This window comes from Bradyrhizobium sp. CCBAU 051011 (assembly GCF_009930815.1).
Lineage (GTDB): Bacteria > Pseudomonadota > Alphaproteobacteria > Rhizobiales > Xanthobacteraceae > Bradyrhizobium.
Genome location: NZ_CP022222.1, coordinates 8584247 through 8596620, shown reverse-complemented (window position 1 = coordinate 8596620; position 12374 = coordinate 8584247). Strand labels below are relative to the sequence as shown.

Genomic DNA, 12374 nt, shown 5'->3' with positions numbered 1-12374 from the left:
TCTGGCCGCCGCCGGCTCCAACCCGAGATTTCGACATGAACGCTCCGACCGCTTTTCCTGACCAAAAACCCGTTCCGCCCTACAAGCATACGCCGCTGTTTCCGCTGGGGCCGGATACCACCCCCTACAAGAAGGTCACGGCTGAGGGCGTGCGGGTCGAGAAGGTGCTCGGCAAGGACATGCTGGTGGTGTCGCGCGAGGCGCTGCGGGCGTTGTCGGAGGCTGCCTTCGGCGACATCAATCACTATCTGCGGCCGGGCCACCTGAAGCAGTTGCGCTCGATCCTGGAAGACAAGGAAGCCAGCGACAACGACAAGTTCGTCGCCTTCGACTTCCTGAAGAACGCCAACATCGCCGCCGGCGGGGTGCTGCCGATGTGCCAGGATACCGGTACCGCGATCATCATGGGCAAGAAGGGCTGCAACGTCATCACCGACGGCGACGACGAGGCGGCGTTGAGCGAAGGCGCGCGCGATGCGTACCTGCGTCGTAACCTGCGCTATTCGCAGGTCGCTCCCTTGTCGATGTACGAGGAAAAGAACACGGCCAACAACATGCCGGCGCAGTGCGAGATCTATGCCGAGGGTGACGACGCCTACAAGTTCATGTTCATGGCCAAGGGTGGCGGAAGCGCCAACAAGAGCTTTCTGTTCCAGGCGACGCCATCCGTTCTCACCAAAGACCGCCTGCTGGCGTTCCTGAAGGAGAAGGTGCTCACCCTCGGCACCGCGGCGTGTCCGCCATATCACCTCGCCATCGTCATCGGCGGCACGTCCGCCGAGCTTTGCATGAAGACGGTGAAGCTGGCGTCGGCCCGCTATCTCGATGCGCTGCCCACCCACGGCTCGGCGGACGGTAACGCGTTCCGCGATCTGGAGATGGAGCAGGAAATCCTCAAGATGACGCAGTCGCTCGGCGTCGGCGCGCAGTTCGGCGGCAAGTATTTCTGCCATGACGTGCGCGTAATCCGGATGCCGCGCCATGGTGCCTCGCTGCCGATCGGGCTCGGCGTCTCCTGCTCGGCGGACCGCCAGGTGCTCGGCAAGATCACCAGGGACGGCGTCTATCTCGAAGAGCTGGAGCATAACCCGGCGCAGTATCTGCCGGCGGTCGAACAGTCGCTCGGCGGCGAAGTCGTGAAGATCGACCTCAACAAGCCGATGAAGGAAATTCTGGCGACGCTGTCGAACTATCCGATCAAGACGCGCGTCTCGATGACCGGCACCATGATCGTCGCGCGCGATTCCGCCCACGCCAAACTGCGCGAGCGGCTGGAGAAGGGCGAGCCGCTGCCGGATTACTTCAAGAACCATCCGGTGTATTACGCCGGTCCGGCCAAGACACCGGACGGCTATGCTTCCGGCGCATTCGGCCCGACCACCGCAGGCCGCATGGACTCCTTCGTCGACCAGTTCCAGGCGGCGGGCGGCTCGATGGTGATGGTCGCCAAGGGCAACCGCGCGGTCGCGGTGCGCGAGGCCTGCAAGAAGCACGGCGGCTTCTATCTCGGCTCGATCGGCGGTGCTGCGGCGAACCTCGCCGAGCACTGCATCAAGAAGGTCGAGGTGGTGGAATATCCCGAGCTCGGCATGGAAGCGATCTGGCGCATCGAGGTGGTGGATTTTCCGGCCTTCATCATCATCGACGACAAGGGTAACGACTTCTTCAAGGAATTGAATCTGGGGTGAGGGGCAATCCCTAGCAGGAAGCAACAACAACATGGTCGAGTGGTTCGACGACCTGAAAGTCGGCATGCGCTTCAAGGGCGGCGAAGTGATGGTGTCAAAGGAAGACATCCTTCGCTTCGCCAGGGAATACGACCCGCAGCCGTTTCACCTCGACGAGGAGGCCGCCAAGAAGACGGTCTTCAAGGGACTCGCCGCATCTGGCTGGCATACGGCGGCGATCGCCATGCGGCTTGCCACCGAGTGCCGGCCGTTCGGGCCGCATCCGCTCTTGGGCGCCGGTGTTGACGATCTGCGCTGGCTGAAGCCGGTGCGGCCCGGCGACACGCTGCACCTTGAAGGAGAAGTGGTCGAACTGGCGCCTTCGCGGTCGAAGCCTCAAGGCGTCGCCCGTGTCAGATGGACCCTTTATGACCAGCACGGCGAGGCGGTCTATACCTTCATTCCGATCGCGATCGTGCCGACGCGTCCGAAGTGAGCGCGGTGTCCGGCTGCAGGGCGATTGGCCTCGACGGGTTCCGCCATGGCTGGGTTGCGGTTCTCCTCGACGGCGACCTTCACGCGATCAGATTTTGTCACGACGTGGCGGGCGCGCTATCCGTTGGCTTTGATCGCGCTGCGATCGACATTCCCATTGGTATGACCGATGACGGCGAGCGGGCCTGCGACCTCCTCGCCCGCGAGAGGTTACGGCCGCATTCTTCACGCGTGTTCACCGGTGCGCGGCGTTGGCTCTGGAGGGAGTTCTCCGATCCCGACCAAGCCAATCGAGCTGCATTGCAGCGCAGCCAGAAGCGGGTGTCACGTCAACTCTGGCACCTCGGGCCGAAGATCATGGAGGTGGACAGATTCGTACTGGCCAATCGTTCGCACGACATTCGCGAGGCGCATCCGGAACTGGTTTTCTTACGCCTGAACGATTGCAAGCCGCTGCCGTCGAAGAAGTCGGAGGCTGGAATCCGCCTTCGCCGTCTGCTGCTAAAGCGGGAAGGGATCAGGGCTATAGACAGGTGGTTGGCCGACGAACGCATCGGTACCGGAGCCAAATGCGACGACGTGCTTGACGCCTGCGCTGTCGCGATCGCCGCGCGCGCCGCCGCTGGCTGCCTTCCGGACGGGATACCGCCACGCGATGCGTACGGCCTGCAGATGCAGATCTGGTCATGATCCGATCGATCGCCAGCGAACCGAAACGAAGATCGGTTTAACTGCAGTTCGTTACCTGATTGGAGCACAGCACCTGCCGCGGCGCGAATACGTTTCCCGGCGATTTCGGATCGAGGGCGGCGATCGATAACAGAATCATCTTGTGCATGACCGAGAGAGCGAGGAGGCGCTGCGGCCTCCTCATCAATCAGGCCCGCGTCCCGGTGAAGGGGAAGCTGCCCATTGGGCCGATACCCATCTCGCCGCTCATGCTGTCGCCGGAGACCTTTCCGATGAACTCGAGGGTCAACGGCATCGGGTTGGTGATCGAGACCTTCCAGTTGACGGCGTCGCCGCTGATAGCGCCGTCGAAGATTTCGGTAGAATTGCCGTCGGCGCCCTGCGTGCCCGTCAGCGTACCGCCGGAGGCCAACAGGGTCAGTGTTGCCTTGCGCTCGCCCATCGGCGTGCTCATGGTGAGATTCCAGTTTCCGTCCACGGCCATTGCTGTCTCCCGACATTTTCCCGGCAAGCCGGAATGGCTTGCGAGATCCGCTAAACTCGATCGGCGGTATAGCCTATCTCGCCACACAAGCCCAACCGTCTCAAGCGTCCTTTTGACACGCATTTTTCAGGCGCGCTGGGCGGCAGCGCGAATCCGGCTGCCGACCAAAATACGAAACGCGATGTATTGAATTGCGAAGGCGGCAATCTTGGCGCCGACAAGTACGACCGTCACATAGAACGTCCACAGCTTCATGTCGCCGGTGACAGCGACACCGATGGTGCCGGCAGCGAGCACGAAGCACAGTGCGGCCCAGGCATAGCCCGCGAAGGTGACGTATTCGGGAATGGTCTGGCTCACGATCGGCGGCACGTAGCGCAGCATCCAGCCGCGCTTGAGCATGATGGCGCCGATCGCAAAATGTCCGATCGCGGGTTTCGCCAGCACGAAGCGGGGATCGTGGGTCAACAGTGTCGCGCTGCCGAGCACGATGACCAGCGCCAGGCTCGCCCAGGTCATGTAGCCAAGCTCCTTGCCCTTGATGCGCGAGTAGATCACCTGGGCGATGGCGCCTGCGATCGCCACGCCTGTTGCCAGCAAGACGTTGTCGGTCGCGAGATAGATCGCGATGAACACGATGGTGGAGAAAAAATCGGCGCCCAGTCTGGCGAATACGTCCTTCATCGGCTTGCTCTCTGCTGATCGTGTTACGGTTTGAGGTCGGGGCTTAGTGGGTGCCGGTCAGGGCGTTCGCAGGCGGCGCACCATACTTCGCCTTGCGATATTGCGGATACCATGTCGTGAAGAAGGCAGCGCTGTTGCGGGCGGCAAAGGCGATCACGAGGCTGGACCAGATCGGCAGGCCCGGCACGTAGATCGCGAGAGCGTTGCCGATCATCATCAGCACGATCGCGCCGTTCCAGGCCCAGGTGATGAGATACACCGCCTTCAGAAAACCGGGCTGCCTGGCCGTCTCGGCATCGGTCTCCTCAAGCGCATATTGCAGAATGAACGGCTTGCGGATGATCAGCGAGACCAGCGAAATCGCGAGCATGCCGACATCGACAGTCAGTTTGACGGCCGAATGGCTGAGGTTCGGATCGACCAGCGCGACATAGGCGCCGAGCGTAGCGAACACGACCACTGAGCCCGCGCCGAGCATCTTGATCGAGCGGCCGCGATAAACGTCGATGCCGATGACGGCGAGACAGATCGCGGCCGACGTGAACAGGCTGATCTCGGCCGAAGTCACCAGCATCAGCAGGGCGAACGACCCGAAAGGGGCGAGGATCAGGAAGATGGTCATGGCAGCCTCTCGGGGGACTAATCTTTACATCGTAAAGATACCGTAGGGCTGTGTAGTGGATTCGTCAAGAAAAATCTTTACAGTGTCAAAATAAGACTTTTTCGTCCGAAAAATGATCCGTGTTACAACGAGGTACGTGGGGGCTCTGCGGCGGACTATGCACCGAGCAAGGCGCGCGCCATGATCGTCAGGGCACAGGCCAGCAGTAGGACCAGCGTGATCGTGATGCCGCCGACGCGGCCGATGCGGAATTGCAGCGTATTGGGCGCGGCGTACATGCCGAGTGGGTGCAAGAGCCGTGAGACCAGCAGCGCGCCCATCAATAGATGCACCCACACCGCCGCCAGGCCGGACATTTCCAGCATCGCCACCATCAGCGTGATGATCGGGACATATTCGATGAAGTTGGCGTGCGCGCGGATTGCGCTGCGCAGTTGCAGGCTGCCATTGTCGCCGAATGCGGCGCGGTCGCGCTGGCGCAGCCGCCCGACCTGAACGGCGAGGACGGTGTAGAGCAGGGCGAGAATGGCGAGATAGGTCGCAGTGATCGAGGGCAAGTGCATGTGCGTCACTCCCCGTTTTGAATTCGTCATTCCGGGGCGCGACGCAGTCGCGAACCCGGAATCTCGAGATGAGTGACCTCTGGATTCTCCGATGTGCACTTGCACATCGTAGTTCATCGCTGCGCGATGCCCCGGAATGACGGAGGCCCCGTAAAGCGACTGACTTACTCCGCGCTCACCCAGTTGCCGTGAAACCCGTCGGGCACGCGGTGGCCGAGATGCACCAGCGCGACGGGACCTCCTTCGACGTCCTGCGCATTGAACACCGCCAGATCGCTGCGGTTTTCCCGCGCGCGCCAGACGACGGCAAGCAGCCAGCCGTCGCCTTCGGCGGCGTCAGGCCCGCGCTCCACGAACACCGGCTCGGAGATGGTGTCGCCGGCGGGCAGCAGATAATGGCCGAGACGTTTGCCCTTGCCGTCGACATGGACGATGCCCGACAGTGCGCCGAACATCGGCAGGTCGGGGTTGGCGCAGGCGTACCAGCCGTGGCTATTTGCGTAGCCCGCGCGGCGATCGTCGATGCGCGGGAATTCGCCGGTGAGATCGTCGAGATAGGTTTGCGTGAAGCGGTCGGTATTGCCTGCGAGGTCGAAGGTCCAGCGGCAGTAGCGGGCGCGCGATTTCTGCGGATCCGTTTTCGAACCGTCGGGATGCGGGAACAGCGGCGCTTCCTCGAACTGCATCACGTCGGCAATGATGCGGTTGCCTTCCTCCCAGGCGTTCATGACGTGGAAAACGTAGCAGCTCTCGGCGCGGAACCAGGCGAGGTCCTTCGAGCCGTTGCGCTTCATGACACCGACGTAAGCGCCTTTCTCCGGCTCCCAGGCGTAGGGCGGCTTGCCGCGCATCGCCCGCTCCATGCTGCCGGTGATGGGCAGGATCGGAAACAGCAGATGATTTTTGGTGACGATGAAGTCGTGCACCATGCTGGCATAGGGCGCATCGAAGCGATCGAACCGCGTCACCACGCCTGAGGCGTTGACGGATCCGAAGGAGAGGGCGGGGGTGAGCGGACCCATCGCGTTGTAGCCGAAGAACACCATCTCGCCGGTGACGGGATCGATCTTGGGATGCGCGGTGAAGGGACCCTTGATGGCGCCGTTGTAGTCACAATAGCCGAGACGATCGAGCGTGCCGGGCTCGATCTCGGTCGGCAGATGGCCTTCCTCCAGCGCCAGCAGTTTTCCGCCATGGAAGATGATGTTGGTGTTGGCGACGCCGCCATCGTCGGTGACCCCGGCCGGGGCACCCGGCAGCTTGCGGCCGAAGCCGCCAAACAGCGCGCGGCCGGCATCGTGCTCGGCCAGCCATTTCGGGGTGCGAACCCAGCGGTTGCGATAGCTGGCGCGGCCATTCTCCAGATGAAAGGCGTGCAGCATGCCGTCGCCGACGAACCAGTGCGCGCCGGGCGCATCGAACTGCGGATTGGGGCCGTTGCGATAGAGCGTGCCGTTGAGCTCGCGCGGCAATTCGCCTGATACCTTGAGATGCGGCGCGTCGCATTCCATGGGAATCGGCGCGAGATTGGGCCGGGTCATCTCGGTCGTCACCTGGTCGAGCATTCACGTCTCCTCCGGTTCTGATCTTTACATCGTAAAGATACCAGTAGGGATGTTGCGAGACGCCGTCAAGCAAAATCTTTACAGTGTAAAAATTGCGGTTATAAGGATTCGCATGGCAAGAACATCGCGAGAGACCCGAACGAACCGTCCCGTCGCCAAGCGCAGGCCCGCAAGAGCAGCCGAAAGGCCAGCCGGTCGCCGGCGTCGGCCGGCAGGCGAAACCCCTTATCATCACGGCGACCTGCATGACGCACTGCTGGCCGCGGCAGAGCGGGTGCTGGAGCGCGATGGCTTGCCGGGGCTTACGCTGCGGGCCGTGGCGCGCGAGGCCGGCGTGTCGCATGCGGCGCCAACCCATCATTTCGGCGATCTTACCGGGCTCCTGAGCGAACTTGCCGCCATCGGCTTCCGCAGGTTCAATGAGGCCATGGTCGCGGCTGGCAACACCGAAACGCTCCCGCTCATGAAGGCGATGGCGCGCGCCAAGGCTTACGTCGCCTATGCGCAGGCGCGTCCCGGCATGTACGGGCTGATGTTCCGTACCGAACGGCTCGATATGACACGGCCCTCGCTGCACGAGGCGGCGACGGCCTCGTTCAGAGGACTGGCGACGGCGGTGAGCCTCAGCCGCAACGAGAAACTCACCGGCGAGGCGTTGGAGGCGTTGTCGCTGGACCAAGCCGCGGCAATTGCGCGGGCATGGTCGCTGGTGCACGGCTTCACCACGCTGCTGCTCGACGGCCGGCTCAAGGACATCCTGCACCGGCTGCCCGAGGGCACCGGCGTCGACCAGCTCCTCGACGCCATGCTGCGCTCGACGGTGCCGCGACCGCCGACAGTCTAGCGCAGGCGTGGGAGCTTTACGCGAGAACGGGGACAGCCATGAGCAACGTGATCCCGCAACGCATGACGGCTCGGATCGAGGGAGATTTTGTCGTCTTCCTGATCGGCATGCGCATCAACAGGCCCTGGAAAGTATGGAAATGGGCGCCCGTGGCCCGGCAGATGCCGAAGATGCTCGCTGAATTGGCCGAGCAGCCCGAGCTTGGGCTGCTTCATGCGAGGACGCATTTCGGCCTGCCCAATATTCTGGTGGTGCAGTATTGGCGCAGCTTCGAGCATTTGCACAATTATGCGACCGGCGCGAATGCCTTGCATCTTCCGGCCTGGCAGGCGTTCAACCGTGCCGTCGGCAGCAACGGAGATGTCGGGATCTGGCACGAAAGCTATCTCGTGAAAGACGGCGCCTATGAGAACGTCTACAACAACATGCCGCCTTACGGCCTTGGTGTCGCGGGCTCGCTGCAGCCGGCGCAGGGCCGGATGAAATCCGCAAGAGGCCGGCTAGGTCAGCCGGAAATTGCCGGGTGAATTCCGAAGGCGGTGGCCGCTAGCGCAACATGCCGCTCAGCAGTTTTGGCAGATCTTGATCTGCCGCTTCAACTTCGCGTCGGCTTCGGGGTCTTCGTTGGGCAGGCGGGTCCACTCTTCGTAGGCCGCTTTGACACCCGGCCTGGCTGAGGTTTCTCTCTGCGGGCTTTCGTTCAGCGGGCCGAGGATGATTTCGCGATTGCGCGCTGCTGTTCTGCGCTTCGGCTTGGCTGCTCCGGCTTGTTCGCCATCTGCGGTCGGCGCTTCACCCAAGCCGTCCCAGGCGATTGGCGCGCCGGTGGCCGTCGGCGTCGAGCAGCCGGTGCCGGAAGCGCAGCAGCCCGAGAGGGCGGAGCCAAGGAGGAGGAGAGCCAGGAGTTTCATGTGCATCGCTGCCCCAGGTGCGCCGTGAAAAATATGGTTTGATAAGCAATAAGCACTCAAACCTTAAGCTTTGACGTTAATGCGGCGAAAACAGGCCGGGTAGCCGGCTTGATCAGCGCTTCGCAAGGCCCACGGCCGCGCCTTTTTCGCCGACTACTTTCACCTCGTCCTTGCCGCATTTGAAATCGCGGGCGAATTCGTCCGCGGCCTGGCGGGCGAGCTCGTTGGCATTGCGGTTGGCCTGGCCGTCGATATAGGCGACATGGCAGACCGGCCCCGGCGGCAGCCGGGTTACGGCGAGCATCGGCTTGCTGGTCGGGTTGCCGGTCTTGTCGGGGTTGTCGATGTCGGCGATCAGCCAGCGCTGGATGATGGCGAAAGGCTTGCCATCGAGGGCCCGCCATTCGACGGTGTGGGCGGTGGAATTGAACGGACCGAACCAGGTCTCCGCGGCGGGTTCCTTGGCAGCGGCCTCGCGGGTCGGCCCAACCGAGACGGTTTGGCGCAGGTCGCCCTCGCTGATCAGCACCACCAGCCCCGATTGGCCGGGGCACACCTGCGTCGTGCTGTCGTCAGATTTGCCGGGTTTGCCGATCGTGCGGCAGTCGTTTGGCGCGGTCGACGTGTAGCTGCTGCTGAATGTTTGGGCGTTGGCCGGTGAAATCAGCCAGAATGTGAATAGGACGGCGGCGACCGGCACGATGAGCTGCCGGGGGGAAACGCGTTTCATCTGCACTTCTCGCATGGAACTTCCGTGATCAGACGTGCGCAATCTGGGGACGGTTCATGGCAAAGGTACGAAACACCTGACTTTGCCGCGGAATCGTCCTAGAAGGTCGGCTTCGCATTTCCTGCTTTTCCGAGCGTACCGTCACTCAGTCGTCATGCCTTCCATACCATCGCATAAGCCCTATCGCGTCGGCCGCTCCCGCACTGGTCTTGGCCTTTTCGCCACCAAGCCGATCAAGAAGGGCAGCAAGATCATCCGCTATTTCGGGCCGCTTCTGGATTCGAAGAAGAAAGACGAAGACGCGATCGAGAACAAATATCTGTTCGAGCTGAACGACCGCTGGACCATCGATGGCTCCGTGCGCAAGAACATCGCCCGCTATATCAACCATTCCTGCCGGCCGAACGCCGAATCCGACGTCAAGCCGCGCAAGCGCAAGGTGTTCATCCGCGCCATCAAGAACATCGAGCCGGGCGAGGAAATCAACTACGACTACGGCACCGATTATTTCAAAGCCTACCTGAAGCCGATCGGCTGCAAATGCGCGGCTTGCGAAAAGAAGCGCGCGAAAAAGCGTGCCGAGGCACGAGCCGAGAAAGCCCGCCTGAAGGCCAAGGCGGAGCGCAAGGCGCTGAAGAAGGCCGAGAAGCTGGTGAAGGAACAAGCCAAGCTGAAGGAAAAATTGAAGGCGAAGGCGAGCAAGAAGCTCAATGGCCACTCGCTGAATGGCAAGTCACTGAACGGGAAGCATCTGAACGGCACCGGCCGCGCCAGGGTCGCCGGCAGGAAACCGGCCGGCCGGAAACAACCGGTCTCCGCACCGGCGTCGGCCCTCCAGGCCTAGACCTCATCCGCCGCGCTTGCGCACCGCTTTCGGCAGCGACGCATTGCCGAAGTCGACCGCCGAGCGTTGAACGATCGCGCCTGTTTCGTCGACCACGACGCGAAAGCGGCGGTGCTCGGCGAAGAAGGTCAGGCGGTGCCGGCCGAGATCGGCATCGACCCCGCGCTCGGCAAGGCTCGTGATCCTGCCCGCGCGCATCTCTTCCTGCAGCAGGGATGGCGCCAGGCCCAGGCCTTCGGCGACGATGGCGGCGTCGATCTGGATAGTGCCATTTTCGAACGCGATCGGTTTCATCTGTTACACCTGACTCTTGGTGGCAGCCGTCATGCGTGGACCGGGCTCCGCTTGGCCGCCGCGGGGTAGGCGCATTCCGCCAATGTCGTGGAGTCGAGTTCGCGCATGAAGGCCTCGCGGGCAGCCGCCAGCTTCGCCTTCAGCCGGCAGCGCGGTTTCAATGCGCAATTGCCGCCATCCTCGCGAAAACATTCGACCAGCGGCGGCCCTTCGAGGGCCCGCACTACTTCGCCGATCGTGATCGTTTGCGCCGGGCGGGCCAGCATGAAGCCGCCACCGACGCCGCGCTGGGTCGAGATGAAACCGCTGTCGGCGAGGTCGCGCACCACCTTGGCCAGATGATTGCGGGAGATGCCGAACTCGGCCGCGATCTCGTTGGTGGCAAAGGAGCGGCCGGGTTCGCCCGCCAGCCGCATCAGGGCGCGCAACGCAAAATCCGTGAACGACGTCAGGCGCATGGGAGCCCTCTCGAAAGATCTGCTTGCAAATCATCTATACCCGTCTAAATAGGCATTTGAAATACCTATTTAAGGGCGGGCGCGGAAATGGAAGCGATCGTGGCGAGGCCGGAGCGGCGTGAGCGGCTGACGGCCGAAATCATGGAGCGGACGGGCATCGACGAGGCGATGATCGAGCGGCTGGTGCGCGGCTTTTACGCCAAGGTCCGCGAGGACGCGGTGCTCGGGCCGATCTTCGAGGCCCGCATCCGGGATTGGGAGCCGCATCTGGCCCAGATGTGCGCGTTCTGGTCGTCGGTCGCGCTGATGACGGGGCGCTATCACGGCACGCCGATGGCCAAGCATCTGCCGCTGCCGGTCGACGCGGCGCATTTCGACCGCTGGCTCGGCCTGTTCGAGGCCACCGCCCGCGAGATCTGTCCGCCCGCGGCGGAAGCGCATTTCGTGGAACGCGCGCGGCGGATTGCGGCGAGCCTCGAACTCGGCATCGCCGGGGCCCAGGGCGTCATGCTCGGCAACGGGGAAAGATTTCGGCGTAACCAGGCAGGAGCAGTGTGATGGCTTATCGTGCACATGTCGTGACCAACAAGGAGCAGGCCGACCCATATTCGGGCAGCAGCCTGGTGCCGATGCTGGTGATCGGGCTGGTGCTGACGTTTGCGGGAATGATTGCGGCGTTGGTATTGAGCTGAGGTCTGTCCTCGTCATTGCGAGGGGCTCGCGACAAAATTGCAGAGCAATTTTGCGCTGAAGCGACGAAGCAATCCATCTGTCCGCTATGCCGTGACATGGATTGCTTCGCTTCGCTCGCAATGACGGGCTAAGGCTTATGCGGCCACCGTCTCATCACTCTTGCGCAGTCCGATATACTGCAACTCGGCGAACACGCCGGTGGCAATCGCCTGCGCAACGATGAAGACCTGACCGAGCAGGTTCGGCGAGACCGCGCCGGAGAACAGCAGCGCGATGCTGCCCAGCGTCCACGCAGCGTTACCTACGATCACGAACAGCACCAGCGCCTTCATCACCGTTGACCGTGAGGCCAGCCAGCCGACCAGCGCCGTGTAGGCGATCAGGAACAGGCCGGTCTCGCGTAACAGGATTTCCGGCAGATTGAGGAACGGCGCGAGCGCGCCGGCGCCGAGCGTCAGCGCGACCGCGGCGACGCCGCTGAAAATGGCGTCGGCGAGGAGGGCACGGCTCAGGAAGTTGGACGGATGGATCATGACAATTCTCCTTTGCTTGGGGACTTTGGGCGAAACAGGATCAGCGCCGCAGCAGCGACCGGAATTGACGCATCAGCCTGCCAGGGCAGAGCGCCTTGCCGACCCTGTTCTCGATCGTCTGCACCCGCACGAACATGAACACGCCGGCGTCGTGCACGACCGGTTGCGGCATGTTGAGCGAGCGCGCCACGAGCCAGGTGGCCAGATTGACCACCCAGGGGATCGCGGCGGTGGCGAGGCGGAACAGCGAAAGCATCAGCATGGGTCATCTCCTGTGCCGCCTAAGATGATCCAGCC

19 protein-coding genes are annotated in these 12374 nt (G+C 62.8%); 8 read left to right on the top strand and 11 right to left on the bottom strand.

Annotated elements, in window-relative coordinates:
* Positions 1 to 35: 35 nt before the first annotated feature.
* From ACH79_RS40410 to ACH79_RS40400, 3 genes are read left to right on the top strand one after another with little or no spacing between them, the layout of a single operon-like run.
* Positions 36 to 1688 (top strand): fumarate hydratase, encoded by a 1653-nt coding sequence (locus ACH79_RS40410; protein WP_161855723.1) that lies wholly within the window; start codon positions 36 to 38, stop codon positions 1686 to 1688.
* A gap of 31 nt (positions 1689 to 1719) precedes the next feature.
* Complete coding sequence (locus tag ACH79_RS40405; protein ID WP_161855722.1) at positions 1720 to 2163, top strand: MaoC family dehydratase; 444 nt, start codon at positions 1720 to 1722, stop codon at positions 2161 to 2163.
* Complete coding sequence (locus tag ACH79_RS40400) at positions 2160 to 2852, top strand: DUF429 domain-containing protein (RefSeq protein WP_371419335.1); 693 nt, start codon at positions 2160 to 2162, stop codon at positions 2850 to 2852. The genes ACH79_RS40405 and ACH79_RS40400 overlap by 4 nt, the downstream gene beginning before the upstream one ends.
* A gap of 187 nt (positions 2853 to 3039) precedes the next feature.
* On the opposite strand, the gene ACH79_RS40395 is transcribed toward ACH79_RS40400, so the two are convergent.
* From ACH79_RS40395 to ACH79_RS40375, 5 genes are all read right to left on the bottom strand, one after another.
* Positions 3040 to 3336 (bottom strand): hypothetical protein, encoded by a 297-nt coding sequence (locus tag ACH79_RS40395; protein ID WP_025588796.1) that lies wholly within the window; start codon positions 3334 to 3336, stop codon positions 3040 to 3042.
* Positions 3337 to 3462: 126 nt separating this feature from the next.
* The gene (locus tag ACH79_RS40390; RefSeq protein ID WP_161855721.1) at positions 3463 to 4020 is read right to left on the bottom strand and encodes an inner membrane-spanning protein YciB; all 558 of its coding nucleotides are present in this window, start codon (positions 4018 to 4020) and stop codon (positions 3463 to 3465) included.
* A 43-nt stretch (positions 4021 to 4063) separates the two neighbouring features.
* Positions 4064 to 4642: a hypothetical protein gene (locus ACH79_RS40385; RefSeq protein ID WP_161855720.1), complete on the bottom strand. Its 579-nt coding sequence runs from the start codon at positions 4640 to 4642 to the stop codon at positions 4064 to 4066.
* A gap of 155 nt (positions 4643 to 4797) precedes the next feature.
* Complete coding sequence (locus tag ACH79_RS40380) at positions 4798 to 5205, bottom strand: MAPEG family protein (RefSeq protein WP_161855719.1); 408 nt, start codon at positions 5203 to 5205, stop codon at positions 4798 to 4800.
* Between the two features lie 164 nt (positions 5206 to 5369).
* The gene (locus ACH79_RS40375; RefSeq protein ID WP_161855718.1) at positions 5370 to 6770 is read right to left on the bottom strand and encodes a carotenoid oxygenase family protein; all 1401 of its coding nucleotides are present in this window, start codon (positions 6768 to 6770) and stop codon (positions 5370 to 5372) included.
* Positions 6771 to 6882: 112 nt separating this feature from the next.
* Between ACH79_RS40375 and ACH79_RS40370 the strand changes: the two genes are divergently transcribed.
* Entirely contained in the window at positions 6883 to 7614 is a 732-nt protein-coding gene (locus tag ACH79_RS40370) for a TetR/AcrR family transcriptional regulator (RefSeq protein WP_161855717.1), read from the top strand.
* 38 nt (positions 7615 to 7652) lie between these two features.
* Positions 7653 to 8141, top strand: a complete 489-nt coding sequence (locus ACH79_RS40365) for a DUF4188 domain-containing protein (RefSeq protein ID WP_161855716.1) — start codon at positions 7653 to 7655, stop codon at positions 8139 to 8141.
* 36 nt (positions 8142 to 8177) lie between these two features.
* On the opposite strand, the gene ACH79_RS40360 is transcribed toward ACH79_RS40365, so the two are convergent.
* On the bottom strand, positions 8178 to 8525 hold the full coding sequence (locus ACH79_RS40360) for a hypothetical protein (RefSeq protein ID WP_161855715.1): 348 nt from the start codon (positions 8523 to 8525) through the stop codon (positions 8178 to 8180).
* 112 nt (positions 8526 to 8637) lie between these two features.
* Entirely contained in the window at positions 8638 to 9255 is a 618-nt protein-coding gene (locus ACH79_RS40355; RefSeq protein ID WP_161855714.1) for a hypothetical protein, read from the bottom strand.
* A 154-nt stretch (positions 9256 to 9409) separates the two neighbouring features.
* On the opposite strand from ACH79_RS40355, the gene ACH79_RS40350 reads away from it, so the two are divergent.
* On the top strand, positions 9410 to 10099 hold the full coding sequence (locus ACH79_RS40350; RefSeq protein WP_161855713.1) for an SET domain-containing protein: 690 nt from the start codon (positions 9410 to 9412) through the stop codon (positions 10097 to 10099).
* Between the two features lie 3 nt (positions 10100 to 10102).
* Here ACH79_RS40350 and ACH79_RS40345 read toward each other — a convergent pair whose 3' ends face one another.
* A complete protein-coding gene (locus ACH79_RS40345; RefSeq protein ID WP_161855712.1) occupies positions 10103 to 10393 on the bottom strand; it encodes a DUF6522 family protein in 291 nt (96 codons plus the stop codon).
* Between the two features lie 29 nt (positions 10394 to 10422).
* A complete protein-coding gene (locus tag ACH79_RS40340) occupies positions 10423 to 10851 on the bottom strand; it encodes an Rrf2 family transcriptional regulator (RefSeq protein ID WP_161855711.1) in 429 nt (142 codons plus the stop codon).
* A gap of 87 nt (positions 10852 to 10938) precedes the next feature.
* Between ACH79_RS40340 and ACH79_RS40335 the strand changes: the two genes are divergently transcribed.
* Positions 10939 to 11409 carry a group III truncated hemoglobin gene (locus ACH79_RS40335; protein WP_161855710.1) on the top strand — a complete coding sequence of 157 codons (471 nt, stop codon included), beginning with the start codon at positions 10939 to 10941 and terminating at the stop codon, positions 11407 to 11409.
* Complete coding sequence (locus ACH79_RS44925; protein WP_256380295.1) at positions 11409 to 11543, top strand: hypothetical protein; 135 nt, start codon at positions 11409 to 11411, stop codon at positions 11541 to 11543. Before ACH79_RS40335 ends, ACH79_RS44925 begins: the two co-directional genes overlap by 1 nt.
* Positions 11544 to 11678: 135 nt before the next feature.
* On the opposite strand, the gene ACH79_RS40330 is transcribed toward ACH79_RS44925, so the two are convergent.
* On the bottom strand, positions 11679 to 12077 hold the full coding sequence (locus ACH79_RS40330; protein WP_161855709.1) for a hypothetical protein: 399 nt from the start codon (positions 12075 to 12077) through the stop codon (positions 11679 to 11681).
* A gap of 40 nt (positions 12078 to 12117) precedes the next feature.
* The gene (locus tag ACH79_RS40325; RefSeq protein ID WP_161855708.1) at positions 12118 to 12339 is read right to left on the bottom strand and encodes a hypothetical protein; all 222 of its coding nucleotides are present in this window, start codon (positions 12337 to 12339) and stop codon (positions 12118 to 12120) included.
* Positions 12340 to 12374 lie beyond the last annotated feature (35 nt).